This is a genomic window from Acidicapsa acidisoli (genome assembly GCF_025685625.1).
Taxonomy (GTDB): domain Bacteria; phylum Acidobacteriota; class Terriglobia; order Terriglobales; family Acidobacteriaceae; genus Acidicapsa; species Acidicapsa acidisoli.
The window spans coordinates 825,343-851,673 of record NZ_JAGSYI010000001.1; the positions used below are offsets into that span (position 1 = coordinate 825,343).

Annotated in this window: 20 protein-coding genes; 8 read left to right on the plus strand and 12 right to left on the minus strand. The window is 56.8% G+C overall.

Going from position 1 to position 26,331, the window contains the following annotated elements:
• Positions 1-9: 9 nt before the first annotated feature.
• The 4 genes from OHL23_RS03405 to OHL23_RS03420 form a co-directional block, all read right to left on the minus strand.
• The gene (locus OHL23_RS03405) at positions 10-3,642 is read right to left on the minus strand and encodes a TonB-dependent receptor (protein ID WP_263350364.1); all 3,633 of its coding nucleotides are present in this window, start codon (positions 3,640-3,642) and stop codon (positions 10-12) included.
• Between the two features lie 487 nt (positions 3,643-4,129).
• Positions 4,130-5,740 carry a malate synthase A gene (gene aceB, locus OHL23_RS03410; protein ID WP_263350365.1) on the minus strand — a complete coding sequence of 537 codons (1,611 nt, stop codon included), beginning with the start codon at positions 5,738-5,740 and terminating at the stop codon, positions 4,130-4,132.
• Positions 5,741-5,830: 90 nt separating this feature from the next.
• Complete coding sequence (locus tag OHL23_RS03415; protein WP_263350366.1) at positions 5,831-7,516, minus strand: L-lactate permease; 1,686 nt, start codon at positions 7,514-7,516, stop codon at positions 5,831-5,833.
• 188 nt (positions 7,517-7,704) lie between these two features.
• Positions 7,705-10,056: a twin-arginine translocation signal domain-containing protein gene (locus tag OHL23_RS03420; protein ID WP_263351718.1), complete on the minus strand. Its 2,352-nt coding sequence runs from the start codon at positions 10,054-10,056 to the stop codon at positions 7,705-7,707.
• Between the two features lie 709 nt (positions 10,057-10,765).
• Between OHL23_RS03420 and OHL23_RS03425 the strand changes: the two genes are divergently transcribed.
• From OHL23_RS03425 to OHL23_RS03440, 4 genes are all read left to right on the plus strand, one after another.
• Positions 10,766-11,167 carry a DoxX family protein gene (locus tag OHL23_RS03425; RefSeq protein WP_263350367.1) on the plus strand — a complete coding sequence of 134 codons (402 nt, stop codon included), beginning with the start codon at positions 10,766-10,768 and terminating at the stop codon, positions 11,165-11,167.
• 98 nt (positions 11,168-11,265) lie between these two features.
• Positions 11,266-12,234, plus strand: coding sequence for a quinone oxidoreductase family protein (locus OHL23_RS03430; RefSeq protein ID WP_263350368.1), 969 nt, complete (start codon positions 11,266-11,268; stop codon positions 12,232-12,234).
• A 74-nt stretch (positions 12,235-12,308) separates the two neighbouring features.
• A complete protein-coding gene (locus tag OHL23_RS03435; RefSeq protein ID WP_263350369.1) occupies positions 12,309-13,802 on the plus strand; it encodes an alginate export family protein in 1,494 nt (497 codons plus the stop codon).
• A 64-nt stretch (positions 13,803-13,866) separates the two neighbouring features.
• The gene (locus tag OHL23_RS03440) at positions 13,867-14,808 is read left to right on the plus strand and encodes a LysR family transcriptional regulator (protein WP_263350370.1); all 942 of its coding nucleotides are present in this window, start codon (positions 13,867-13,869) and stop codon (positions 14,806-14,808) included.
• A gap of 198 nt (positions 14,809-15,006) precedes the next feature.
• On the opposite strand, the gene gyrB is transcribed toward OHL23_RS03440, so the two are convergent.
• The gene (gyrB, locus tag OHL23_RS03445; protein WP_263350371.1) at positions 15,007-17,610 is read right to left on the minus strand and encodes a DNA topoisomerase (ATP-hydrolyzing) subunit B; all 2,604 of its coding nucleotides are present in this window, start codon (positions 17,608-17,610) and stop codon (positions 15,007-15,009) included.
• Between the two features lie 767 nt (positions 17,611-18,377).
• On the opposite strand from gyrB, the gene OHL23_RS03450 reads away from it, so the two are divergent.
• Positions 18,378-19,250 (plus strand): hypothetical protein, encoded by an 873-nt coding sequence (locus tag OHL23_RS03450; RefSeq protein ID WP_263350372.1) that lies wholly within the window; start codon positions 18,378-18,380, stop codon positions 19,248-19,250.
• A gap of 97 nt (positions 19,251-19,347) precedes the next feature.
• Here OHL23_RS03450 and rpmA read toward each other — a convergent pair whose 3' ends face one another.
• Both rpmA and rplU read right to left on the minus strand, forming a co-directional pair.
• Positions 19,348-19,611 (minus strand): 50S ribosomal protein L27, encoded by a 264-nt coding sequence (gene rpmA / locus OHL23_RS03455; protein WP_263350373.1) that lies wholly within the window; start codon positions 19,609-19,611, stop codon positions 19,348-19,350.
• Positions 19,612-19,663: 52 nt separating this feature from the next.
• Entirely contained in the window at positions 19,664-19,999 is a 336-nt protein-coding gene (rplU, locus tag OHL23_RS03460; RefSeq protein ID WP_263350374.1) for a 50S ribosomal protein L21, read from the minus strand.
• Positions 20,000-20,295: 296 nt separating this feature from the next.
• Between rplU and OHL23_RS03465 the strand changes: the two genes are divergently transcribed.
• Both OHL23_RS03465 and OHL23_RS03470 read left to right on the plus strand, forming a co-directional pair.
• Positions 20,296-21,543: an MFS transporter gene (locus tag OHL23_RS03465; RefSeq protein WP_263350375.1), complete on the plus strand. Its 1,248-nt coding sequence runs from the start codon at positions 20,296-20,298 to the stop codon at positions 21,541-21,543.
• A 223-nt stretch (positions 21,544-21,766) separates the two neighbouring features.
• Positions 21,767-22,615 carry an NYN domain-containing protein gene (locus tag OHL23_RS03470; protein ID WP_263350376.1) on the plus strand — a complete coding sequence of 283 codons (849 nt, stop codon included), beginning with the start codon at positions 21,767-21,769 and terminating at the stop codon, positions 22,613-22,615.
• A 159-nt stretch (positions 22,616-22,774) separates the two neighbouring features.
• Here OHL23_RS03470 and OHL23_RS03475 read toward each other — a convergent pair whose 3' ends face one another.
• The gene (locus OHL23_RS03475; protein WP_263350377.1) at positions 22,775-23,323 is read right to left on the minus strand and encodes a GNAT family N-acetyltransferase; all 549 of its coding nucleotides are present in this window, start codon (positions 23,321-23,323) and stop codon (positions 22,775-22,777) included.
• 347 nt (positions 23,324-23,670) lie between these two features.
• Between OHL23_RS03475 and rpmB the strand changes: the two genes are divergently transcribed.
• The gene (rpmB, locus tag OHL23_RS03480; protein WP_263350378.1) at positions 23,671-23,859 is read left to right on the plus strand and encodes a 50S ribosomal protein L28; all 189 of its coding nucleotides are present in this window, start codon (positions 23,671-23,673) and stop codon (positions 23,857-23,859) included.
• A 93-nt stretch (positions 23,860-23,952) separates the two neighbouring features.
• Here the strand turns inward: rpmB and msrB are convergent, their stop codons facing one another.
• From msrB to ruvX, 4 genes are all read right to left on the minus strand, one after another.
• Entirely contained in the window at positions 23,953-24,396 is a 444-nt protein-coding gene (gene msrB / locus OHL23_RS03485) for a peptide-methionine (R)-S-oxide reductase MsrB (protein ID WP_263350379.1), read from the minus strand.
• A 75-nt stretch (positions 24,397-24,471) separates the two neighbouring features.
• On the minus strand, positions 24,472-25,104 hold the full coding sequence (locus tag OHL23_RS03490) for a CDP-alcohol phosphatidyltransferase family protein (protein WP_263350380.1): 633 nt from the start codon (positions 25,102-25,104) through the stop codon (positions 24,472-24,474).
• A gap of 1 nt (position 25,105) precedes the next feature.
• Complete coding sequence (locus tag OHL23_RS03495; protein ID WP_263350381.1) at positions 25,106-25,582, minus strand: GreA/GreB family elongation factor; 477 nt, start codon at positions 25,580-25,582, stop codon at positions 25,106-25,108.
• Positions 25,583-25,789: 207 nt separating this feature from the next.
• The gene (ruvX, locus tag OHL23_RS03500; protein WP_263350382.1) at positions 25,790-26,311 is read right to left on the minus strand and encodes a Holliday junction resolvase RuvX; all 522 of its coding nucleotides are present in this window, start codon (positions 26,309-26,311) and stop codon (positions 25,790-25,792) included.
• Between the last annotated feature and the right edge of the window lie 20 nt (positions 26,312-26,331).

Consider the following 26,331-nt stretch of genomic DNA (forward strand, 5'->3'; position numbering starts at 1 on the left):
GAGCCGCCGTTAGAAGACGAATCGAATGGCAGGTTGAATCGTCCGCGGCACGTTGGTCTGCCCGTTGGCGCGAATGAGTTGCCCGAACTGAGGCGATGTGTAATTGATGTTAGGATCGCCGCCGAAAATCGGGTGATTGAATGCGTTCAGAAATTCGACGCGAAGCTGCAGATTCATTGTCTCGTGAATGTAGTTGTTCTTAGAGAGGGTGAGATTTGTTTCAGTTCCCCAGCGATCTCGTATGTTTCCCATCTGCAGCGGGACGGTTCTCAGAGCGAACGCTGGGAGCACACGCCAGGCTGGCGCCAGTCCGGCCACCTGATTGGTCACGGTGCCGTTTAGCTGGGTCGTGCCGCTGTTGAACATCTGCAGCCATGATTTATTGGGAACGCCGGGGTTGCCGACCAGAGCGACTCCGGCTGGACCGGTCATGGGCGCGCCGGTCTGGAAGAGGATATGTCCCGAGCCTTGCCAACCGCTGATGAAGACGTTGACGACCTTATTAGCTCCGCTAAACAACTCCCTCCCCTTACCGAAAGGCAGCTCGTACACCGGCGTGAAATCGATGCGGTGCTTGCGGTCATAGGGCGCATAGCTATGCGTGGGCGAGGTCAGAGAGTCATCCGTAAATGTGCTGGCATCGGGCGAGCCTGGCTGCAATGCCGGTGCGTGGACGAACGCATCCTGAGGGTTCAGGTAGGTAATCGCCTCAAGACTCTTGGAGAACGTGTACGACACCATCGTATCGAAGTGATGCCATGAATGCTGTTGCATATTCAGTTGAAACGCGTTGTACCAGTAATGGCCGAGGGGAACGTCGTTCTCGGTAACGGAAGTGAACTCCGGGAACGGAAGCAGGGACTGCTGCCGGCTGATGGTTGGCCCATTGAGCGACGTGGTTGGCAGCAACCCCTGAAATGGATTTGGCACCTGTTTAGTGAGATAGCTGGAGGATCCCCCAAGATCGCTGTTACCCAAAGCAAGATTCGCCGCAGTCAGCGCATCGATATTCAGACCTTGAACAGGAATCTGGTTGGCCCTGGAGCCTGCGTACGCCAGGTCCAAAGTGATGCGCGCTGGAAATTCCTTCTGGAGTCCGAACGAGAAAACCTGCACGTGGCCGATCCTGCCGCTGGGGTCGGAGAAAGAGGGATTCTTGCCATTCAACGTGGCAAGACCGGCGGAGGATCCGGTAGGTGCGAGGATGCCTGAGGGGAAGGGATTAGATAGCGGATTCGCGATGGTCTCGCCATTGTTGAGCGTACCCACATACGGTGTGGTTTGACTGAAGCCGCTGCTGCTCGCCTGAGAATACTGCGGAACATAGAAGATGCCCCAACCGCCTCGGAGAGCGATATCAGTGCGCAAGCGGTAAGCCGCGCCAAAGCGGGGCTGGAAGCTGGTCAAATCGACATTAAACGGCGAACGCGAGTTGCCGCCGACACCCACAAAGCCGAGACCGCCGTAGACGTTTTGGCCAATTGCTGCACTGATCGGGTTCACTCCCGCGAAATCGAATCCGTGTGTGAGCTGGTTGTGCCTGTCTGTGATCGGCGTCTGGATGTCATAGCGGAGGCCTGCGTTGACAGTCAGCCTGGGAGTCAGCTTGATATCGTCCTGCACCCAGAGGCCGTAGTACACAAGGCTGTAATAGGGCTTGGGAAGAACATCCGCTTCCCCTGTCGCAGCTCCGCCGACGAGCATGGAAGCAATACTATTGCCGCTCAGTGGATCAGAGACAAGATAGTTCTGCTGCGTAAAGCCCGGCGTGATGCCGAACGTTCCGCCGCCATAGGCTCCAGTGAAATCGTCGAAGCGCGTCCATCGCCAATCAAGCCCGAACTTGATGGATTCGCGTCCCTTCGTCAGGATCAGAGTAGGTTCAGCGGTAAGAGCTGTCGTAGGTTCAAACACGATGTTGCCGGACGAAGAGCCAAGGTATTGATAATTCGTCACGGTGGTATACGGGAACCAATGCGGCGATTGGAACTGAGCGACCGTAGCGGCCGGCAACCCGATATCTGTACCGTTGAAGGAGGTCCAATTGTTGGGAAGGAAGTTCTGCGTCCAGCGGGTGAGCGACGCGCGCAGATCGAGAACGACGTTTGGCGTAAGCACTGACACGGAGTCCGCAACCACGTCGTTATTTACTTTTGTTCCATCGCGCAGGTCGGCTCCGATACCGGGAAGATTGTTCGAATTACCGGTGATATATGCCTTGTTCCACGCGTAACGAACATACATCTTTTCGCGATCCGAGAAGGTGTGGTCGATGCGTGCAAGCACGTTGTGGAAAGGTCCGTCGTCGGTGACATTGTTGCCTAGGTAATTGTTCTGCCAATTCACTGTCGCGTTCTGGTTTGTATTGGGCAAAGGATAGGCATTCGCCAGCGCCTGGCCTACAGGATCGATTTCGTTCGCAGGGATCTTGTTGCCCGGAAACGGGTCGCGCGTCCAGACGCCATTGACGAGATGACCTGAATTCGGGTCGTAGATGGTGATGAGTTGACCGCTGCTGTTGAAGGTCTGCGAGAAGTCGCCCTGGCGCTGCAAAGCCGTTGGAACCGACGTGCCTGTTACGAGATTGATTAGTTCGTTGTAGCCTTCCCAGCTGTTGAAGAAGAAGGTCTTGTCTGTGCCGTTGTAGATGTGCGGAATCCGCACAGGGCCGCCCAGGGTATAGCCGTATTCGTTGAGAGACTGATTGCTCTTCTTTACATGGGCAGCGTCGTTGGCATAGGTATTGGCGAACAGCCAGGGGCGATTGATGAAATCGTATGCTGTTCCGTGAAACGCGTTGGTGCCGCTCTTCGTGGCAACGGAGATGACGCCGCCGCCATTGCGGCCATACTGCGCGTCGAAGGGCGCAGTGATCGCCTTGAACTCGGCCACGGCGTCGACAGCCGGGATGTAGGCGAGTGCGTTCGTCGTGTACAGCATGTCGTTTGGCGCGCCGTCCAGAAGATTCTCAGTTGCGTCGCCGTTCATGCCGTTGAACGAGTAGGCGGAGTTACCGCTGTTGGTAAACGGAAGCAGGTCATATCGTTGCGTGACCTGAGTTACACCGGGAACAGCTTCCACCAGTTCGATCGGGTTGCGCACCGCGAGTGGGACTTCTTCCACCTGACTGGTGGAGAGAACGACACCCCGGTCGGACTTCTCGGTTTCAAGCAGGGGCTGATCGCTGGTCACGGTCACGGTGGACGACTGTGATCCAAGCGCCATGCGAACATCGATCGTGGATGCCTGACTGACGTTGAGAACGATTCCATTCTCTACAAAGGTTTGAAAGCCTTGCGCCTCGGTCGAGAGTGTGTAGGTTCCCGGATCGACAAAGAGAAACCGATATTGGCCGTCCGTGTTCGACGTTGCGGTAGCGCTTACGCCCGTGGCTATATTGGTCAGCTTGAGCGTTGCGCCTACGATCGTCGCAGAGCTGGGGTCGAACACGGTGCCGCTCAGCGTGGCGCGCGTCTCCTGCGCACTCATCGTACTGGCAGCCAAGGACGCCAGAACCAAGAGAACGATTGTGTGAGCAAAGATCATTGCGCGTCCGGAGTGCACCTTTGGCTGCACCCCCGTTCTCGCTTTTTGGCCTGCCTCATTTTTTACGACACATAGCTTCGTTTCTGCTTGAAGCATTCTCTTTGACCTCCTTCAGGATTCACTATTCCGGGATGGAAGTACTCGCGCCCTGCTCGTCCTGCGCCGCGAACATTCGCCAGATCCTGACATGTGCGGGAACAAAATTTCCGTTCGTGCGCCTGTCTGTCCATCAGTATTTAGCAACGGGATGTTAAGCATATGGTCATACCATTGTCAACTCCGAATTCCTAAAAAGAAGGGAGGACTCGCAAACGCCTCAGAGAATGGGCCTTTGCGGCGGAGGGTATGCGCCGATGACACGTGGATTCGGTTTAGTTTAGTGCGGTCCATAAAGAAATCACGCGAGCGGAGTGTTCATCGCGGTCCGTCCGCCCCGTCCCGCGCGTGTCGCGCACAGCCTCACACGACCGCGCTACGGCGGATTGCGTGCACGAAGCAAGACCGCACTCCGGCTGCATTCTCTTCGGATTCGCAGTATTACTTAGGCGCCTGTGTACCTAGCCAAAACCTATCTGAAGAAGCATCACTCCACATCGCTGTTCTCCGCAGCGATGACCCGGGCATAAGCTGGAACTGTCAGGAACTCTGTAAACCGCTGCGAATGAATCAATTCGCGCATGAGCTCAGCCGCCTGAAGATAGGACTGATGGCGAGATCGATCACAAGCCTTCTCGACCCGCGTGAGTTCCGCGACGATGAAACTCTCGCAAAGCTCTTCAGTTACCTTTCGGCCATCTTCCATGACCGCTCCATGATGGACCCACTGCCATAGCTGCGCTCTGCTGATCTCTGCCGTTGCCGCATCCTCCATCAAGTGGAACAATGGGACACAACCGATACCGCGAAGCCACGACTCGACATAGCCAAGCCCGACCGCGATATTCCGCTCCAGGCCTGCCTCGGTGATTGCTCCTTCCGGCGCCCGCAGCAGGTCTTCGCTGGTGACTTGAAAATCGGGAAGCTGCTTGTCGATCTGATTGGGCTGCGGCATCACCCGATCAAAAACATCCATGGCGATGGGAACAAGTCCAGGATGAGCGACCCACGTGCCATCATGGCCGTCGGTTGCTTCGCGCTCCTTGTCCGCGCGGACACCTGCCAGCGCGTGCTCGTTGGCTTCCGGATCGTTCTTGATTGGGATCAGCGCGCTCATGCCTCCCATCGCGCTCACGCGCCTGTGGTGACACGTCTTGATGGCGAGTTTGGAATAGCAGCGCATGAAATGCGTCGTCATTGTGATCTGCGCTCGGTCGGGAAGGATGAGCGACTCGTCGCCGGAAAATTTCTTGATATAGGAGAAGATGTAGTCCCAACGGCCGCAGTTCAAGCCTGCCGAGTGATCCTTCAGCTCCCAGAGAATCTCGTCCATCTCAAAGGTCGCCAGGATCGTCTCGATCAGCACTGTGGCCTTGATCGACCCGTTGGGGATACCCAGCTCGCGCTCTGCCACGACAAAGATGTCATTCCAAAGCCGCGCCTCAAGATGGCTTTCTATCTTCGGCAAATAAAAGTATGGACCCGAGCCGCGCGCCAGCAATTCCTTCGCATTGTGAAACGCGTACAAAGCAAAGTCGAAGATGGAGCCGCTCATCGGCTCTGCATCCACCAAGACGTGCTGTTCTTCCAGATGCCAGCCGCGCGCGCGGACAAACAACACCGCCGGGTTGCTGCCAAGCTGATAATGCTTGCCCGTAGCGGGATCATCGAAGGTTATGGCCCGGCGCACGGCATCTCTCAGGTTGATCTGCCCCTCAATCACATTGCTCCAGGTCGGAGTGGTCGAGTCCTCAAAGTCGGCCATGAATACTTTAGCGCCGGAGTTCAGCGCATTGATCACCATCTTGCGATCCACCGGACCGGTGATCTCGACGCGACGATTCAACAGATCTGCCGGCAGAGGAGCAACTATCCACTCGCTGTCGCGGATATACTTTGTTTCTGCCAGGAAATCAGGACGCTCGCCGGCATCGAGGCTCCGCTGGCGCGCAACCCGTGCGTTCAACAAGGCTTTCCGCCGCTCGTTGAAGGTACGCTGGAGTGCCGTCGTGAAAGCAAGCGCATCTGGCGTGAGGATTTGCCTGTACGAATCGGGAACGGAAGCACTAATTTCAATATCAGCACCAAAATTACTCATCGCATCTCCTTGTAACTACCGTCGGGTCCTCTCGGTACACGCAGCTTATTTTCGCGCAGCCGGAATCTTTGCATTCGTTTCTGTGATAGATCAGCCGGTTCCGGCTGCAACTGGCGCCAGAACATCGCGGGGCACAATGCCAGGAAGAATATAGGCCTCTACAACGACCAGTGCGATGATGATTCCGAGAAGTATCAGGGAATATCTCCAGGTCTTCCGAAATATATCCGTTTCCCTGCCGGCCATCCCTGTGGCCGCACAGGAAATAGCCAGGGATTGGGGAGAAATCAGCTTACCCGTAACACCTCCAGCCAGGTTCGCCGACGTTGTCAGAACCGGATTGATGCCGATCTGCAACGCCGTTACCTGCTGTAGCTTGCCAAACAGAACAGCTGAGGAAGTTACGGAACCAGTAAGAAATACCCCCATCCACCCGATGACCGGCGATACCACCGGGAACAGTTTGCCGGTATAAAACGCGAGAGCCAGAGCAAGCGTGTAGGACATGCCTGAGTAGTTCGCGACATAGGCGATACCCACGACGGAAGCTAATGTTATAAGAGCGATTTTCATCTGATTGAGCGACTTTACGAAGACCCGGACGGCTCTTGCAGGGCTGACTCTCAGCAACACGATCGAGATCAGTGATGCAAAAAATATGGCCGTGCCCGGAGCCGTGCTGACCTCCCACCGGTAGCTTGCCGCGTACAGGGTCGGTTTGGCAACAATCGGGACGTTCCTGTATACGATGCCATCCAGGAAGGGCCATGCAGGTATGTTGACTACCAGGTGGCTGGCATTGAGCATCCAAAGCTTGAACTCCGGCACGCTCCAGATGCACATGACGATCATAAGAACAAGAAATGGGGTCCACGCGTAGATGACTTGCCAAACGCTGTGCTTCTTCGAGGCTTCGCCCGCCGCATCCGGATCATTCGGAAATCGCCAGATTTGCCTGGGCTTCCAGAGCTTCAGAAATACAACAAGAGATACGATGGAGACAACCGAAGATAGTAGCGCAGGTAGCTCAGGCCCTAGATAGCGAGTTACAAGGAGGCAGGTGATGGCGTAGCTTCCACCGGCCACAAGCGCCGCCGGAAGTACGTCAATGGCACTCTTCCACCCTGCCATGACCACCAGCATGAAAATGGGGATGATCAGGGCAAGTACGACCATGTCCATTCCTACAGCTCTAGCCAGAACATGATCGTCGATCCTGGTTACGCTGGCCATCATGATGGTCGGAACTCCGAGGGGACCAAATGGAACCGGCTGCGTATTGCCGACGAGACAGACTAGGGCCGCCTGCAGCGGTGCAAACCCAATACCGATCAGCATCGCCGCACACACTGCAACCGGCGCGCCCATGCCCGCTGTGCCTTCCATGAATGCGGAAAAACAAAACGCAATCAACAAAGCCTGCAATCTACGATCGGTGGAAAGCGATGCTATCGAACTCTTGATGATCTCCAGCTGTCCCGATTCCACAGTGAGATTGTAGAGGTAGACTGCGGCCAGAATGATCCATCCAATCTGGAAGAGCCCGTTGACCATCCCCAGCACTGCGGCCGAAAGCGCGACTGGCACTGGCATTCCGTATCCCAGCGTGGTGATGATAGTAATAAGCAACAACGTAAGCAGCCCTGCGACATGGCCCTTCATTCTCTTTACGGAGAGCGCCCAAAAGAGAAAGACGACAGGAATGCACATGACCAGCGCAGTCAGTCCGAGGCTGTTGCCGACCGCGGAGTAGTTATGGAACCATCGCAAAGGCACTCAAGAATCCCCCATATCGCCGGTGCTCAACTCACTCGTCGCAGGAACCTGCTCCATATGTAGTTGCGTTGCCCGAGACCTTCTGCGAACGCTGGAGATCCTTGCGCCGCTACCTATCGAGCGATAGCGGCGCTTAGCGTCCATCCCGGTCGATTGGAATCACAACTGAGACCGTGCGCTCAGGCGAACTATTCGAGTACCGCGACCTCGTGGTCGAGAATGGATCTGACTTCGAATTGTGCCCATCCACCCTCACGTCGTACATGCGTGGCGTTTTCTTTCGAGGCTGTCAGAGTTAGCTTGTTTCCGGCCACGCCTTCCGGCAATTTCAGCCGCACGGTCAATGGGCCAACCGGAATGAGTTCATCTACCGGTGCCCGCCATGTGCCAGCACTGGTTAAGTTCACTAGGTGAAGAATGAGACGATTCTGCTGGCGATAGAGATGGCAGTCGATCAAGCCCGGTCCTTTGACTTCAAGGGAGACATCGTCTTTCGCTGCCCAGCGGACAAGGTTTGCCAATAGATCACCGTGGTCAGGGATGTTGCCTTGTTCATATCGCCGGTCGATGTCGGCCGGCAGGAACGCAATGCGGGCCCCGTTCTGTTCGCGAACCAGAAGCCCCGGTATCCCCGAACGCGGATGCCGCAACCACGAGTTCTCCGGAGGCATAATGGGGAACTCCGGAACCAATGTCAGGAGCACGGTTGTTCCAGGCGCAGGCTTTACCTCTGGGAGCACGCCGCCAAAAGTCAGGATGTTGGTTTCTTCGAAGCCTCGCAGCGCCGGATGACGGACTGCTGACTTAGCCGGCTCGTCGCCGTGGCGCGGCCCATCGACATCCTGCCCTACATCTGGGGTGAGCCGAAGATACGTATGCTGAAGAGTCGCGGGGTTATGCGGACCATAGCGCTTGCCCGTGTAGTTCGCGCCAAAGACATCGGCCAGGGCAAAGTCTTGTTTCGCATCGCCGTACTCGTCATAGAGGCTGGTTTCATCAGTCGCGATCAGCGAACCACCCTTGCTGACGAAACGCCGCACGGCTTCGACCTGAGAGTTGGTCATCGCCGCCAGATTGGGCAGCACCAGCACGGAAAATTTGGCTGCGTCGCGATCGATGTGATCGGCGTGGACGGGAAGATACGGTATGCGGGCCCGAAGGAGCGCCTCGGTTACGCCGTTATACGGAGCCAACGCCAGCAGGTTGCCGTCGTCCCGGCCATACCACTCAAAGTTGCGCTGAGAATAAACCACACCGACGGTAGCGACCGGCTCACGGTGAATCATGTACTGCTGATTCGCAGCATACCAGCGGAAGAAGGGCTCGACGACGTGGAATTGACGCCGGTCCTCCTGGTAGGCTCCCACGTGATGCCACCACGGTTGAATAGTCCCCGCAGCGGCTTCAACCATCCACATCTGCACTTCCGCAGCCGGGCGTGCAGCCTTGCGCGGCCCGTAGGTTGCCATGCTCTCGGGCGCGAGCTTATCCCAGCCGCCAAGCCCATGAACGCGCTTGCCCGTGTCGCCGTTCTCCTGAAAGCCTCCGTTGGCGGCTCTTGCCTGATGGTCCAGCATGATGATGTCGGCGCGCTCGCAGAGTTCTTTCATGTCCCGGAAAGTTGCCGCGTCCTGCACGAAATTTCCGCTGAGCATGCCGCTCCAGATGCACTCCGGGCCGCCCGCTTCCCGGGTCGTGCGATTAAAGAGATCCCATATCTCCAGTCGCCGCTTATGACTCCATTCAATCCACTGCCGGTAGGTCGGATCGTCCCAGTCTTTCTTGGTGGGCAGATCCTTTCCACCGGATTGCTTGAACTTTTTCTTGCAGTTCACGCAGTAGCACATGCTGTCGCGGCCCTGGCCGGCCCAGTGGTTATCGGTGAATCCCTCGGGCCTCTCATGGGCGGCTATTTCGCGTAAAATCCTGGGAATATATTCTTCGTAATACGGGCCGTTGATGCACGTGGTGTAGAGGACGATATCATCGCGCTCCGGCCCGGGTGCATCGCCTCCACCACGCCTGACGCGGCCGTCGGCTTCTGCAACACCGGTTCGATAAGGTTCGCCGTCGGCATTCACGGCGAACCAATCCGGATGCGCCTTATAGAACGGCTCGAAGGCGCTGCCGCAATCCATGCGTGCGAAGACTTTGAGCCCGTCCGCATGAGCTGCGCGGGTGAGGTCGCCGTAGAGATCCTGACCGTTCAGGAACTGAGCCTGATGGTGAAGCGGTTCTTTCGTCGGATAAAAGGCGATAATGCCACCGGCATTGATGACCAATCCCTGCGTCTGCGCGCGCCTCCAATAACTGCGCCACCAATCCATATCGAAATGCTGCGGATCCAGTTCGTTCAGGTTGATCTGTCCCCATCGGCAAGTTGTGCGATACCAGGGAGCCGCACTCTTTTCTGCGCCGACCGGAGCGGCTTGCGCGCTCGCTTCGCTACGGGTAAAACCGCCGAGACTCATCGCCACGGGAAGCACTGCCGCCGCCTTCAGAAAGTCGCGGCGGGACTCTATCTCGCCATTCTTCTGCATCGGTTCCAAGATTCACTCCTTTGTTCTCGCTGATTGATCTCTTCAGAAATGGGAATGCGCGTGAATCAGAACCGATGGTGCCCTCATGACGTCTCCGCATAGCTGCAGCCACAGGGCTGGAACGGATGCAGAGGTCATTTTTCAGGTGGTTCGATACCCGGTCCGAATCTTCGTGCAAATGGTAGATTGGTCATACCATCCTGTCAAGTCAGGCTTTGAAATAAAGTTGGGCGCGGCTGACATTCCTGCCATTTTTCGTTCCCGCTGAGGCGCGGTAAATCCGGATGGATGCACTTGATCTAGCAATCTGGCGGTTTGCACTTAGCCCATGTTGATCGAACCGAGAGCATGAATCCGCGTTATGCAAGGCACATATTGCATCGACCGATGTAATGAGCTGAAGAACGCGGGTAGGTTTCTTTGCCACGCCTGGGATCGACCTGATTGAGGTAAGGCTACGCCCGCTGGCTTGGCCCGAGACGAAGGAGATAGTGCATAGCGGCTTAGTGTAAGGCGCAACGACAGGATCGGCTTTACTTGTAACGCAAAGCTGCTGTGTGGTTAAAGCGGCTTCTCAGTCACTGACGACAACGATAGCGTTATGAGTAGGAGATGACGGCCTGACATTGCCATCCAGCTTCCCCTGCCTGCACCAAACTCTTCGTTCCTCGATGCACACGAAGAGAACTCAATAATAGGAGGTTCAACTATGGAACGATATGCCCTTATCGCAGCTCGCGTGCTCATGTCGATCATTTTTCTTTTGAATGGACTGAACGTCGTCAGCCAGAGCCTTGCCGCACACGAAATGGCCGCTCACGGCGTTCCCGTCAGCCTTGTGCCCATGATGCTTCTGGGCGCGCAAGCTTTGCAACTCGTCGCAAGTATTGGCTTGATATTCGGACTTTATCCCCGTCTCTCTGCGTTAGCCCTGCTTTTATTTCTGATCCCAGCTACCCTCATGGCCCATGCCTTCTGGCAGGCGGTGGGCACACCGCTGTACACGATTCAGCTCATCAACTTTCTCAAGAATGTGTGTATGGCTGGCGGCCTCATTTTCGTCGCGGCTACAAACATTCAGCCCATTCGGTTTCCACATCCAACGCGCTAATTGGATACATGGCTCTTGGAACTGACCGCAATGGCTGATGCTTTCGCCAGTGTGCGTTCTACATGCGCCATTAGCACTTCACCCCATGGAGGAAAATCATGCAAGTCATTGAGTTCAAGGAGTTCGGTAGCCCGTCCCAGTTAAAGCTCGCCGAGAGAGCGCTGCCGCAGGCGGATGCAAACACGGCGGTTGTACGCGTTGAGGCAGCTTCGGTGAATCCAAGCGATGTGAAGAACGTTGCCGGTCGGATGTCACAGACCACCCTTCCCCGCGTCCCCGGACGCGACTACTCGGGCGTGGTTGTGGACGGTCCGCAGGAGTGGATCGACAAGGAAGTATGGGGCACGGGCGGCGACGTTGGATTCACCAGAGACGGCTCCCATGCGGAGTACATCCAAGCCCCCCTTGCGAGCCTGGTTCGCAAGCCCGAAGCGCTGTCGCATGAACAAGCTGCGTGCGTGGGAGTGACGTTTGTGACCGCATGGTGCGCTCTCGAATACTCAAAGCTGTCGAAAGGCGAGACGTTTGTTGTCTTCGGAGCTAACGGCGGTGTCGGCGGCGCAGCGATCCAGATCGCGAAACATCTAGGCGCACGCGTGATCGGAATTCATCGGGGAGATCCCGTAGGCCCTACACCTGCTGCGCAACTTGCGGACATTCTGATCAACTCGCATGATCCGGACCTGGGATATGTGTTGCGCACACATAACGCCGGCCGCGGCGCCGATGTAGTCCTCAATGCAGCCGGAGGCCCGGTATTCAGGATCGGACTCAGCTTGCTCGCGCCCCGCGGTCGGCAGGTTGAAATTACCTCCCCTACAGAGCGCCGCGTGACGTTCGATCTAGTGGACTTCTACCACAACGAGTCGCAGCTCTTTGGCGTGGACACACTTAAGCGAGATCTGACCGCCTCGGGACGCATCTTGAAAGAGCTGCGATCAGGCTTCGATTCCGGCGTATATCAGCCGCCGATTGTCTCAAAGACCATTCCCCTCGCACACGCCCAGCAGGCCTACGAGCTGGTCGCGAAAGGCGAGCGCGGACGCGTGGTTCTAAAGCCACGCTGAGGTGATAGGGATGTTATTCGCTGCCACTCACCAATGCGTTAGCCCCTGCGGGACCGATTGATCAAGGACTGGACATGAAGATCTCTACCAATTCCTCGCTGAACGTACTACGATCATCGTTCATCCGTTGTGCGCCGGCGATGACGGTTGCCATCGTGATCCTGCTGAGCTTCGGACATGTGTTTGCGCAGACTCCCGATCCGCAACCACCGGGCAAGGTGAGCGATCCTGCTCGACCTCCGTTGAACCCGTTTCCTGCCGAGCAGGACTGGAGCTTTCTCTCTCGTCCAGTGCTGCATCCGGACTTCTTCGATCCGGCGAAATACATTCGCCTGGGCGACGGTCCACAGAGGTATATCTCTTTTGGGCTGGAGTATCGCACGGAGTATGAATACTACGACAACTGGATGCTGGGCGCAGGCCCTCAAGACCACAACGGCTACGTAATGAGCCGCGTAATGCCGCATTTCGATCTACATGCCGGAAGTAATTTCCGGCTGTTTTCAGAATTGCAGTTCGACTATGTCATGGGCAGAGTGGGAGGTCCAAGACCTGGAGTGGATGAGGACCCCGGGGACTTCCACCAGGGATTTATCGAGATCGGTCCGCACGTCAGCCGGGAACTCGGAAGCAGTCTGCGACTCGGCCGCCAGGAGGTCGTACTTGGATCGGGCCGCCTCTTCGACAACAACGAAGGCCCGAATGTAAAGCTCAGCTTCGACGGAATACGCTGGATTACGCAAACCTCGCATCTCCACTGGGACGTGTTTGCCTTAAAGCCTGTAGAGGATAACCATGGATTCTTCGACGACGCTCCCAATCCCCAACAAACGACGTGGGGTAGCTATCTCACTGCGCCGGCGCCGATCCTGTCACGAGGAATGGTGGATCTCTACTACATCGGGCTCGCGACGAAAGACGCGTCGTACAATCGCGGCTCTGCGACAGAGCTTCGCCATACAGTGGGTGTAAGGGCCTTCCGGCCACCCTCTAAGGGTCTGGATTACAACTGGGAGGCCAACTACCAGTGGGGCGCCTTCGGTAACGATTCGATTCGTGCCTGGAGTCTCTCTACGGAGACGGGATACACGCTCGATCAAGTGAGATTTCATCCGCGTCCGATGCTGCGAGCCGACATCTACAGCGGCGACAGAAATCCAGCGGGGAACACCCTTGGCACGTTCAATTCGCTGTTTCCTCGCGGCGCGTATTTCACTCCCAAAGCCATTCCGTTCCTGGGCCCCCAGAACCTGATGGATCTTCATCCGATGATGCAGTTTCAGCTACGCCGGAATATCACCGGAGAGGTTTCATGGGATTGGTATTGGCGCGAATCAGTCCATGACGGCGTATATGCATTTGGCAGCGGCATACTGATGGACTCTGCGAGCAGCTCCAGCGCAAGGCATCTGGGAGGCCAGGGCGACATGGAGATTCGCTGGTCGCCCGCGCAGCATTTCATTGCCGCGTTCAACCTGGCGGGGTTTCGGCCTGGTGGTTACTTTGATCATGGGGTGGATAACCGCCCTCCGATCGTCGCCAATGCGGGTCTGACCTATCGCTTTTAGAGCGCGCTGTACCGGCTGACCTCGAAGACTCTGATCCGTTAAGCGAACTCCGGAAGTGGCTAGAATGATGGGGAAGACATTGCCGCTCGAAAAGGCAGGGATCGTGGCTGACGAGGTCGCTGAACTCCAGTTATTCGTACAGATCGTAAAGGCAGGGAACCTGTCCGCCGCCGCTCGAGCCCTCAACTCCTCTCCCGCAGCGATGAGCCGAGGACTCAGCGCCCTTGAATCCCGCCTCGGCGTGCGCCTGGTCACGCGCACCTCTCGATCCTTCGAACTGACGGAAGAGGGACAGTTGTTTTATGAACGGTGTGTACGCATCGTTACCGATATCGCCGAAGCGGAAGCAGAGGCATCCTCAAAGGGAGCCGCAGTAAAAGGCATGCTTCGGATCGGCGCTCCGATGGAGTTGGGCAGACGGCTCATCGCTCCGCTCATCACTGATTTCAGAGATGAATTCCCGGATGTTCAAGTGCATCTCATGCTGTCCGATATCGGCCTGGATGTCATCGACGATGGCCTTGATGTAGCTCTCCGTGTCGGCCTCCCCACCGATTCCAGTGTGATCGCCAAGAAGGTTCTTTCCGCCAAGCGCATCGTTTGCGCGTCGCCAGCCTACTTCAAGAAACACGGGGTTCCAGCGAAGCCGAGCGATCTACTCCAACACGACTGCATCCGCCTGGTCCGCGGCAGGCGCGTGATAGACACATGGCTCTTCCAGGACCAGGGAAAACGCTTCGAAGTGATCGTCAACGGAACCCTGAGCACGACCAGCGGCGAGGTAGTGCATGACTGGGTGCGTGCGGGTGAGGGTATCGCCCTGAAGGCCGCCTGGGATCTGCAACACGAACTGGCTGCGGGCACAATTGTTCAATGCCTGAGCGACTTCTGGTGCGACGAGATCGACCTCTTCGCCATCTGTGCAAACCGCCAGCATCTATCGCCTCGGATCCGGGCTTTTCTCAATTTTGTCGCGAAGAAGATAACCACCTTTGAGCCCCAATGAGCCGGAAGATTGAGACTGTGGCTCCTCACGCGGAATGCCCAGGACCAGGCACTTCAAGGGGCGGTATTGCTCGCTGCGCAAACCAGGTAACGAAGAGGCTCATTTACACGCGGCCGAGGCGTTCCACCTGGAATGACCTCAGCCCACGCACACCGATATGCGCCTCTTCACAATTTTGGCCGCTAAATATCCGAGTAGTTAAATATCCAGGTTTTTGACATCGAGCGCGTTGTCTTCAATGAATTTGCGCCGGGCTTCGACATCTTCACCCATCAGCGTGGTAAAGATATGCTCGGTTTCGGCGATATCTTCCAGCTTCACGCTGAGCAGTGTGCGGGCAGCCGGGTCCATGGTCGTTTCCCAGAGCTGTGGCGCGGTCATCTCGCCCAGTCCCTTGTAGCGCTGCACCTGGTACTCTTTCTTGCCCTGCTCGACAACATACTCGAAGAGCTCGCGGGCGCTCTGCTTCTCGACCGGCTCGCGATTGGCTTTCGCAGATTTCTTCGGAGCCTTCGCTGCCACTGTTTCGATCGGTTCCGCTGCCGCCTCGGCTTCTGCGTCAGCTTCATCCTGTACCACTTCCGCCGCGCTTTTGCCCGCATATTCGATCAGGAATGGAGGCTCCAGTTGATCTTTGATCAGGGCGAACTTCACCATCATCTGCTTGTATTCCGCGCTCGCAGCCAGCGCCCAGTCGATACGGCGCACTGTTCCCTGCACATCCGTGAAGCTCAACGACCAGGTCTGATGCTCCTCATCCCGTTCCGGCTGCCCGAGGGCGCGGAATTGAAACTGCTCCGAGAGCGGTTCCAGTGCGGCCCGCAGTTCCACCAGCTTTTGCGGGATTTCAGTTTCTTCCGTCGAGACAAAATCCGCGCGCTTGGTGAATTCCATTCGGGCGAGCAATTCGGTAACTTTCTCGTTGCGGATGCGCTTATCCACTTTGCCCAGGAAGCCGAGATACTCTTCCAGATGCCCGATAAAGCGGGTCAGAATCGCGCCGTCGATCAACTCTGCGCCTTCGCCATGGCGGATTGAAATGCCTTCCGAGGCGCGTCTGACCGCGACCGTATTGAGTTCCCGCTCATCCTTGACGTATTGCTCGAATCGGCCCTTCTTGATCTTGAAAAGTGGCGGCTGGGCGATATACACATGGCCGCGCTTGATCAACTCCGTCATGTGGCGGAAGAAGAAGGTCAGCAGCAGCGTGCGGATGTGCGATCCGTCCACGTCGGCGTCGGTCATCAGAATGATGCGGTGATAGCGCAGCTTGGCCGGGTCGAAGTCATCCTTGCCGATGCCACAGCCGAGCGCCGTGATCATGGCGCGGATTTCCTCGTGGCCCAGCATTTTGTCGTAGCGGGCTTTTTCGACGTTGAGAATCTTGCCCTTCAGCGGCAGAATCGCTTGGAATCGCCGATCGCGCCCCTGCTTGGCCGTTCCGCCTGCCGATTCGCCCTCGACCAGATACAATTCGCAGCGCTCTGGGTTGCGCTCCGAGCAGTCAGCCAGTTTGCCCGGCAGACCACCTCCGTCCAACGCTCCTTTGCGCCGGGTCAGGTCGCGGGCCTTACGCGCAGCTTCGCGAGCGCGGGCCGCGTCAATGGCCTTGGCGATGATCTTCTTGGCGATCTGCGGATTCTGTTCCAGAAATCCGCCGAGCCGCTCGTTGACGAAGGCCTGGACGATCCCAGCGATATCCGAGTTCAGCTTGCCCTTGGTCTGCCCTTCAAACTGCGGTTGCGGAAGCTTCACGCTGACAACAGCAACCAACCCTTCGCGCACGTCGTCGCCGGAGAGATTTTCTTTCAGGTCCTTGAACAATCCCAGCGACTGCCCAATCGCATTGATCGTCCGTGTCAGAGCAGTTCGGAAGCCGGAAAGATGGGTACCGCCATCCACGGTATTGATGTTGTTGGCGAAACTGAACACGGTATCCGAGTAGCCATCGTTGTACTGGAGAGCAATGTCGATCTCCACGCCATCCCGGCTCGCTTCCATGGTGATCGGCTTCTCATGCAGCACAGCCTTGCCTTTGTTCAGGTGCTTGATGAACTCGGCAATGCCTCCCGCATAGCGAAACTCCGTGCGCTTCGCTTCGCCGGTTTTGGGGTCCACCGCACGCTCATCCGTGAGCGTGATCCCCAGCCCCTTGTTCAGAAAGGCCAGTTCGCGAAGACGCTGCGCCAGAGTGTCGTAATTGAACTCGGTGACCGTGAAAATCGTTCGATCCGGCAGAAAGTGCACTTTGGTTCCGCGCCGCTTGCTTGTGCCGGTCTGTCGCAGCATCGAGGTCGGATCGCCGCAGGAATAGTCCTGCTCGTATGTATACCCGTCGCGCCAGATCTCAACATTGAATTCCTGGCTGAGCGCATTGACGCAGCTCACGCCTACGCCGTGCAAACCACCCGAAACCTTGTACGTCGAAGCATCAAACTTGCCGCCCGCGTGCAGCTTGGTCAAAACCACCTGCACGGCCGGCATCTGCTCGCCGTTGGGCAGCGTCTTCATGTCCACGGGAATGCCGCGGCCGTCATCGACAACCGTGACGGAGTTGTCGAAATGGATGATCACCTCGATGCCCGTAGCATAGCCCGCCAGCGCCTCGTCGACCGAGTTATCGACCACCTCATATACCAGGTGATGCAGGCCCATCTCTCCGGTTGAGCCGATATACATCGCAGGACGCAACCGGACCGCTTCCAGCCCCTCCAGAATCTTGATGTTGTCGCTTGTGTAGCTGCCACTATTGGCAGGGGTCGCGCCGGAAGAGGAGTCATCAAAGAGATTGTTCGTGGACATAAGCTCGCTTAATCAGATCTTTTGCGAAGGGCGTTGAATCCGACCTGTCTCCTGAAGCGTTATCAGTCTTGTGCGCCGCAGGGAAATGGACGCACACACGTCGCTGGTGAACCGCAAGCCCTCCTGAGTCGACCAGGAAACTGCGGCTCTGGAATGAGGATTTCGGACCGCCTGCTAGGTCTATTTTATCACGGGCGCGCCTCTGAGAGACGCGATTCAGTAACCTGTCGAATAGGAGTCTGGTACCCGGAAATCATCAGATTATCTGACCCGTCGGTACGATCAGGTTATCCGAATTGAATTACCCAGGGGATGCTTCCGCAGGTAACTTTACTGTTGCATACTTTCTAATTACGCCGAAATCGCTGGACTCCAAAGTAGAATTCAGTCTATTCCTAACTCAGGTAGAAATACATAACCCGCGCATACAACTTTCGGAGGAGACGTATCTATGAAGCTGATTATTCGCATGTTTGCCCTGACTCTGATTCTCGCCGCAGCTTTTGCCGGAAACTCTTCACCCAGGAATTCCACTGTTGCTTCCATCACCCCGAGCAGCGTTCCAGGGGGCGGTGGACCGATGCCAACCTGCAATCCGTTTACAGACAAATGCCCCCCTATACGATAAAATCCCCAAAAAAATCAGGTCCGCATACGCTACCCCGGTAGCACGAAAGTGCTACCGGGCGATTACCTTATTGGTTAGGCGGCATCAGGGAAACGCGCTATTCTAGGGGTACTTTAAGGATGGCTCGGAGCCGCGCCGCATGAATTGGTCCCTCGCTCATACGATCACCGTAAACCTGGACGTACTGCTGTCAATTGCAGTCTGTGCAACATTTTCGCGGCCGAGTCTTCGTAAGCACTATCCCTGGATGTTCTCATATCTGTCAGTCAGAGCAGTTACCGCGGTAATCGTGGAATTTCTGCTCTACGGTCCGTTGCTTGCCAGTGAGATGACCTACACGAAGATCTACTTCGTCGTCTATTGGACCAGTTGCCTTATTTCCGCTGCTCTCATCTTCCTGAGCTGCCTTGACGTATACCGCGAAGCGATGTCCCCGCTGCCGGGCCTGGCGCGAATGGGCACCACCGTTTTTGCCTGGGCTGCGATTGCATCCGTGGTCGTCACGGCAACAACCCTGACATCTCTCACACCGGGGTCGGAAACGGTAGCCAAAATTGGTCTGCAGCTTCTACGATGCGCCGGCGCAACTGAACTCTGCCTGCTGGCATTGCTTCTCTTGAGCATGAGGGCGATCGGACTATCACTGCGAAGCCGCCCGATGGGGATGGCACTGGGGCTGGGATTGATGGCTGCAATCGACTGCGCCGAATCCATCGTTTCCATGTTGGGCGTCAATGCTACTCCGGCCATTCAGTTAGCCTTTGAGGTCTCCTCGGTCATCACCCTCGGTGTCTGGTCCGTCTACTCGGCGATGCCGGAGCCGGCACGCAGAGCCGTGACCGTTCCTGTAAACTCAGCCATCTACAAATGGGATCAGATCGCCTCGGCCCTTGGACACAAGGGCACACAAGTTGCCGTGCAACCTGCGCCCAGCTTCTTCCTTGTGGACGTTGAGAAGGTTGTAGAACGCGCCTTCGTTCGCACTCTGAAGGGCAAAGAATCGGAATCCTGAGAATCCCGCTTTGTTTGGATTTGATCGAAAACAGAAAAGGCCGGACCCCATCAGGTTCCGGCCTTTTCTTAAGCCATTGCGAGAGCGCCGACCGCGCTTACTCAGCAGCCAGGGGTTCCACGTACGCGAATCGTCCCTTGTTTCCGCGATCCCGGAATTGCACTGTTCCGCTGATCTTGGCGAAGAGCGTATCGTCCTTGCCGATGCCAACATTCACGCCCGGCTTGATCGGTGTTCCACGCTGCCGAACGATGATCGTGCCGCCGGTCACAACCTGGCCGCCGAAGGCCTTCACGCCCAGCCGCTGGGCATTTGAGTCGCGTCCGTTTGTTGAACTACCGCCGCCTTTTTTGTGTGCCATTCGAGTAAATCCTTTCTAAAGTCCAGAACTTCTGTTCTACCGGTTCGGCCGCTTAGACGGCTGCTCCGTAGGGAACGCCATCCACCTCAATGGTCTTGATACGCACCTCGGTGAATGCCTGTCGATGTCCCTGCAGCTTCTTGTACTGCTTCTTCCGCTTCAGGTGGAAGACCAGGATCTTTGCATGGCGACCGTCGCCAATCACCTCGGCCGTAACCTTCGCGCTCGCCGGCCTGGCAATCGTACCCGGCTCGCCGGAAACTGCCAGCACATCGGAAAACTCGACCGTCTGGACGTCCGAATCCGCGGTCTCTACCTTTTCAATCTTGACGACATCGCCTGGGGCGACCCGGTACTGCTTACCACCGGTACGAATCACAGCGTACATAGAACCTCCGGCGCCGCCGCTCAACCCAATATCGATTGGGGCGCGCATCCTTCAAACCTGATTGAATGGGCAAACACATGCTCACCCTGACAACACTCAAGTCCATATCAAACTACTCACCGGACGAGTGCTGAAACAGGGCTACAGGCAGAATCGCCAAACTAAGGTAGTGTACCGTCTTTGTTTCCCTCGCGTCAATCACGCCGCTCCCCCACGGCAAAGCCGCCGAATCAAAGCTAAAATAAAGACTGGCGATCCAGTCTGGCAAACCCAGCAAAGCACCCCGGCAATCAAGAATGACCACTTCTCCTGTTGCAACCATTGAAGTTCAGGCTCCAAAACCCCTATCCGGCGCCTCGCCGGAGGGGACATTGCTACGCGTCCTCGCGGCAGTCAGCTTCTGCCATCTGCTCAACGACATGATCCAGTCGTTGTTGCCTTCTATTTACCCGATCCTGAAATCCTCATTTCATTTGAATTTCAGCCAGATCGGGCTGATTACCCTGACCTTCCAGATCACCGCATCGCTGTTGCAGCCCTTCATCGGCCACTTCACCGATCGCCGCCCTCTGCCCTGGTCGCTGCCCATCGGCATGTCCTGCACCCTGGTTGGACTGGTTTTGCTGGCCTTTGCGCCCACCTTCACGCTGCTGCTGATCGCCGCTTCGCTCTTCGGTGTTGGTTCCGCCATCTTCCATCCCGAGTCGTCGCGAGTGGCCCGCATGGCCTCGGGCGGCAAACACGGATTCGCACAGTCGTTCTTCCAGGTCGGCGGTAATGCCGGCTCGGCCATCGGCCCGCTGCTCGCTGCCTTCATCATCCTGCCCCAGGGACAAATCGGCGTCCTCTGGTTCTCGCTTGCCGCCATCACCGCAATCGCCGTCCTTAGCTGGGTAGGCCGCTGGTACAAGGAGCGCCTCGAACACCTGCAACGCCGCGCCGCTCATCCCGACCACCACCACAACCTCTCCAGAAATCAGGTGGGCTTCGCGCTTTTCATCCTGATGATGCTGGTCTTTTCCAAGTACTTCTATATCGCCAGCCTCACCAGCTATTACACCTTCTATCTCATCAGCCGCTTCCACGTCTCCGTTGCCAGCTCGCAACTGCATCTCTTCCTGCTGTTCGGAGCCATCGCCGCCGGCACGCTCATCGGCGGCCCGATCGGCGACAAGATCGGCCGCAAATACGTCATCTGGTGCTCGATCCTCGGCGTCCTGCCCTTCACCCTGCTGCTGCCCTACGCCAACCTCTTCTGGACCGGCGTTCTGAGCGTGATCATCGGCGTCGTCATCGCCTCAGCCTTCTCGGCGATCCTGGTCTACGCGCAGGAACTCGTTCCCGGCCGCGTCGGCATGATCTCCGGCCTGTTCTTCGGCTTCGCCTTCGGCATGGGCGGCATCGGCGCGGCAGTCCTCGGCAAAATCGCCGACATGACCAGCATCGTCTACGTCTACCAACTGTGCGCTTACCTGCCGGCCATCGGCCTGCTGACTGGCTTTCTGCCAAACATTGAGCCGGCCCGCGACGGGAAACGAAGCTGACTCTAAATCGATTTCGGCGAGTGGCGCAAGTCTTATTGCGAGAGCCCGGTCTCTAAAAAAGGGATCGCAAAGAAACAAAGTGTCATCGGGTCACATTTTCTAAAATTTGCTATACTGTTTTTACTATTCGGTGTCCCAAAGACATCAATTACTTGGCGTCCCAAAGACGTCACTAGAAAGGGGCGCATATGCGCCCCTTTTCAAATTTATTGTGGGTGAACTAATGGGTAGAGTTGCGGTATTCATAGACGCGGGATATTTCTGGGTGCAATCATGCCACGCAGTCTTGGGCAGGCCGGGCAAAAGAAGTGAAGTCATCGTCGATTACAAAAGCCTCCGCAACAGCCTGCTGGGTGCGGTAGGCAGCCAGACAAATGGAGTCGAATTGCTCCGCGTCTACTGGTACGACGGTCCCTCCCAGCTCGGTAAGGGTCCGGATCACCAATCGATCGATGAGCTTGACGATTTTAAGCTCAGGCTTGGAACACGAAACATGACCGGGCAACAGAAGGCTGTGGATGGATTGATTATTGCCGACATGTTGAACCTTACCCAATCAAAGGCCATCGATCACGCGGTTCTGATAAGTGGGGATGCGGATCTGACACCGGGGGTGACGGCTGCACAAGCGATGGGCCTTCGCGTCCACCTCATTATTCTTGAGCCGAAGGTTGCGACCTCGCCCTATCTCGCTGCGGAAGCAGATGGAAAACTCTATCTCACAACAGATTGGATCAAGAGCTTTGCTGCTCAAGCAACGGTTCAGGCACCGATCCCCGGTCCTGTTAGTCCTCAACCATCTGTGGTGACCCACAGCCTGCCATCGGTAGTACCAACTACAGGGTCCGTGACCAAATCCCGCCTATCATGCGAGGAAATCGCCCGACAGACTCATGCAAGCATCCTCCAAGGTCCGTTAGCGTCTCTACTGGCCCCTTCATTAAAGGGCCGGGTTCCGCTGCCTCCGGAAATTGACCGTCCGCTTTTGTACGCAGGCAAGCTAAGGCTAGGCAAGGCCCTCACAGAGGACGAAAAGAGAGATTTGCGATCTGCCTTCAAAGATTTGCTCTGAGAATTGGGTGGCTGTGTGTGTCCCGCAATCGGCCCATTGCCGGAATCGCACTTCAATGCTTGCCCAGAGTGAAATACGTCTGCCCCGAAAGCAGACAGCGTCTTCGCGCGACTAAAGAATTAATAGAGGGTTTTCGCCGCAGTGAGAAGCGTCAGCGTCTCACTGCAAGGGACGCTGCATGATCAACAGGCGAAGCCATTCCCCGAATTTGTACCCTGCTTCCGGCAGTAAACCAACCTGCTGAAATCCCAACGATTCATGCAGCGCCACCGAAGGCACATTCACCCCACAGATACAGGCCACCATTGAGTGGCAACCTTTCGCCTGGCATTCCGAGATCAGCGTGCCCAGAAGAGCCTTGCCGACCCCATGGCCGATACAGTCGGGGCGCACGTAAATGGAGTCTTCGACCGTAAAGCGATAACCCTGGCGAGGCCGGAACTGCGAGGCGTAACAAAAGCCCACAATATAACCCTCGAGCTCCGCCACCAGGTACGGCAAATCGCGATCCAGAACGGCCTGCCGCCTCCGCCGCATCTCCCACTCATCCGGAACTTCAGTCTCGAATGTCGCCGTACTCATTGCGACGAACTGGGCATAGATAGCTGTGACATCCGGCATGTCGGCTGCCGTTGCGGAACGGACCAGGCATTTCGATTCGAGGGGAGTTTCGTCGATCCAGCTGCCGGCGCTGCGTTCAGCTCTCATGTGGCTTGGATTCGAAATAGACGTCAGGTGGATTGAATCGTGTGTTTCCACTTCGTTTCGGTTTGACCAAACCCCCACTTCTCCTACCAGTACACTCTCAATCATATAAAGGAGGGATAAGACTTATGGCCTGTGTCAACGCGCTGCCAAACCGAGCCCTTTGCCGAAAGCCGATTTCCGGGTATACTAAGGGTTCGGCAGCAGGTCTGTGAGCCGCGTCTTTCTGCGTTGTGGCAGCCTTCAACGTTTGCCCAGAGCGAAAAACGCTCCGACGCAATGTAGACAGCGTCTTCACGACCGCCCCGATCCCAATGCGGGAATACCCTTAAGGATTTTGGAGTCGAGCAATGGCACAGGTATGCGACGTTTGCGGCAAAGGCCCGCAGTTTGGCAATAACATCTCTCACGCCCACAACGTAACCCGGCGCCGCTGGAGCCCGAATCTCCAGGCCGTTCACGCTCTGGTCAACGGAGCAGCCAAGCGCATCCGCGTCTGCACCAACTGCATCAAGAGCGGCAAAGTCGCCAAGGCGTAGCGCCCAGGCTTTCGCCGGATACACCTCAAGCACCAAAAAGCAGCCCCCACTCGCCGAACCTTATGCGGGCGGGGGCTGCTTTTTGAGTTGTCCTTACTTCTTTTCGAAGCTCAGCGATGCGGAATTGATGCAATAACGCAGTCCGGTCGGCTTCGGGCCATCCGGAAAGACATGGCCCAGATGACCGCCACAGCGCGCACAGGTCACTTCGACGCGCCGCATCCCGTAGCTCAGATCCTCGTGCTCCTTGATCGCTTTCGAGTCCGCCGGGATGTAAAAGCTAGGCCATCCGCAGCCTGAGTCAAATTTGGCGTCGCTGCCGAAGAGCACCGCTCCGCAGCCTGCGCACATATACTCGCCCGTCTCGTGATTTTGCGTCAGGATCCCGGTAAAGGGTCGTTCTGTCCCCTTCTGGCGAAGGACATGGTATTGCTCGGGGGTCAACAGTTCGCGCCACTCGGCGTCGCTCCGTTCAATTCTTGGTTCGATCTTTGCAGGGACAGTGGAGGAAACTGCGGAATCAGGAGTCTGGCTCATGGACATCACTCAACTTTCTGTCGATTCGATCCACTTCGGCCCCACCCGGTTACAAATCCTTCTGACCCGAAAAGTCTAACTGAGCGGCGCCATATGCTTGGTGTTCGTGTACGTATAGGTGATGCGGTTGATCACCGTGATCGTCGACAGAATCGCCAGCACCCACAGCACCGGAGCCATCACGCCCCAGTGGTTGAAGAGCGCCCCAAGGATGATCAGCACAATCCGCTCCGGCCGCTCCATGAAGCCCACCTTGCACGACCCGATCAGCGCCTCTGCCCGAGCCCGTGTATAGCTCACCATCAGCGAAGTGACCATGACAAACGCGACCAGAACCACGTAGCGAAAATGATTGACCCGCGCGTAGTAGACGATCAACCCGAAAAATAGCACTACATCCGAATAGCGGTCGATTACGGAATCGAAAAACGCACCAAAAACTGTCACCTTGTTCGTTCGCCGCGCGACCCGGCCATCAACCATGTCAAAGATGCCGGCTCCGATGATCACCAGCCCCGCGTAGAGGAACATCCGTCCGGCGTTGGTGGCGTTGGCATGACCGAAGAAAAACGCTGCTCCGATATTGATGATCAGACCGATAAAGGTAAGCACATTGGGGGAAATACGCGTGAGCGAAAGTCCGTGAACAATGCGGTCGAGCAGCCAGCCGCAGGCGCGGCCAAAGGCGCTGGTCCAGGTAGATGCCACGCTATTCCCCTACTTCGTCGTGAATGGTGATCAATTTCAGGATCTCCAGCTCGCGCTTGCCATTGGGCGTAACCACCACGGCGGTATCGCCCACCTTTTTCCCGATCAACCCCCGCCCAATCGGCGAAGTCGTCGAGATCAGCCCCTTCGACACATCGGACTCCTCGCTGGTCACCAGCTTGTAGATAATCTCTTCGTCCTTGGTCGTGTCATACACGGTGATCGTCGAGCCGAAGGCGACTTTGTCTTTGGGAATATTGGCCAGATTTACCAGCGAAAGCTCAGCCATGCGCTTCTTCACCTGGCCTAGGCGCGCGTTGACGAAGACCTGGCGCTGCTTCGCCATGTGGTACTCAGCGTTTTCGGAGAGGTCGCCGAGCGAGGCAGCCTTCTTGATCTCGACGGGTAGCTCGTGGGCTAGTTCATGCTCCAGCTTGGCGATCTCTTCCAGGAGCTGCTTCTTGATGTGATCAGTCATTCGTTTCCCATTGCGGACGGCGTCCTCTTAGGCTGCAAGAGCTGAAATTCCCCGCGGCGCCAATTGCCTGAGCGCCCCGCCGAAACATACATCGTGTCTTGTCCGTGAATTCCGCCGCGTCTATGAGGTTCGCCCTCTCTTGAAATCCGTCCCGGAATCCAGCTGGGCGGGTAAAACCCTGAAACCATAATTATATGACGACTGCTGTCAATCTGAAGCTTCTCCGGGCGCGATGCCACCCTCAGGGGCTTCGTTTTCGAGGTCGCGCCTTCGATTCGAACGGGCGTCGAGAAACGACTGAAGGATCAGCACCGCCGCCACCTGATCCACCAGCGGCTTGTGCTCCTGACGGCTTTTGCCCGCGGCATAAAGAATTGCGTGCGCCTCGCGGCTGGTGAGCCGTTCGTCCCAAAAGTGCACCGGCAAAGCCGCCATCTGTCCTAACTCTTCGGCGAATTCCCGCGTCTTTTCGCCCTGCGTACTAGCCTCGCCCGAGAGATGCAGCGGATTGCCCACCACGATCCCCACGCAGCCAAACCGCCGGCAAAGCCTCGCCAGCGAGCGCATATCCTCCCGCGGATTGCGCTTACGCGTCAGTGTCAGCACCGGCTGCGCCGTCAACCCGAGCTCATCCGAAACGGCGACGCCAATCCTCTTCGAACCGACGTCCAGCCCCAGGTAACGTGGTACAAGTGCAGTTTCCAGATGAGAACTCCTTGGACAACGCAAACCAGTCGCCAGCTTTAGCT

Excerpts from the sequence above, each read along its gene's own strand:
- OHL23_RS03435 (WP_263350369.1), top strand. The coding sequence starts at position 12,309 with ATGAAGATCTCTACCAATTCCTCGCTGAACGTACTACGATCATCGTTC.
- OHL23_RS03475 (WP_263350377.1), bottom strand. The coding sequence starts at position 23,323 with ATGAGAGCTGAACGCAGCGCCGGCAGCTGGATCGACGAAACTCCCCTC.
- OHL23_RS03470 (WP_263350376.1), top strand. The coding sequence starts at position 21,767 with ATGGGTAGAGTTGCGGTATTCATAGACGCGGGATATTTCTGGGTGCAA.
- rpmB (WP_263350378.1), top strand. The coding sequence starts at position 23,671 with ATGGCACAGGTATGCGACGTTTGCGGCAAAGGCCCGCAGTTTGGCAAT.
- OHL23_RS03405 (WP_263350364.1), bottom strand. The coding sequence starts at position 3,642 with ATGCTTCAAGCAGAAACGAAGCTATGTGTCGTAAAAAATGAGGCAGGC.
- OHL23_RS03420 (WP_263351718.1), bottom strand. The coding sequence starts at position 10,056 with ATGCAGAAGAATGGCGAGATAGAGTCCCGCCGCGACTTTCTGAAGGCG.
- OHL23_RS03495 (WP_263350381.1), bottom strand. The coding sequence starts at position 25,582 with ATGACTGATCACATCAAGAAGCAGCTCCTGGAAGAGATCGCCAAGCTG.
- gyrB (WP_263350371.1), bottom strand. The coding sequence starts at position 17,610 with ATGTCCACGAACAATCTCTTTGATGACTCCTCTTCCGGCGCGACCCCT.
- OHL23_RS03465 (WP_263350375.1), top strand. The coding sequence starts at position 20,296 with ATGACCACTTCTCCTGTTGCAACCATTGAAGTTCAGGCTCCAAAACCC.
- OHL23_RS03450 (WP_263350372.1), top strand. The coding sequence starts at position 18,378 with ATGAATTGGTCCCTCGCTCATACGATCACCGTAAACCTGGACGTACTG.
- OHL23_RS03425 (WP_263350367.1), top strand. The coding sequence starts at position 10,766 with ATGGAACGATATGCCCTTATCGCAGCTCGCGTGCTCATGTCGATCATT.
- rpmA (WP_263350373.1), bottom strand. The coding sequence starts at position 19,611 with ATGGCACACAAAAAAGGCGGCGGTAGTTCAACAAACGGACGCGACTCA.
- aceB (WP_263350365.1), bottom strand. The coding sequence starts at position 5,740 with ATGAGTAATTTTGGTGCTGATATTGAAATTAGTGCTTCCGTTCCCGAT.
- OHL23_RS03430 (WP_263350368.1), top strand. The coding sequence starts at position 11,266 with ATGCAAGTCATTGAGTTCAAGGAGTTCGGTAGCCCGTCCCAGTTAAAG.
- rplU (WP_263350374.1), bottom strand. The coding sequence starts at position 19,999 with ATGTACGCTGTGATTCGTACCGGTGGTAAGCAGTACCGGGTCGCCCCA.
- OHL23_RS03440 (WP_263350370.1), top strand. The coding sequence starts at position 13,867 with ATGATGGGGAAGACATTGCCGCTCGAAAAGGCAGGGATCGTGGCTGAC.
- msrB (WP_263350379.1), bottom strand. The coding sequence starts at position 24,396 with ATGAGCCAGACTCCTGATTCCGCAGTTTCCTCCACTGTCCCTGCAAAG.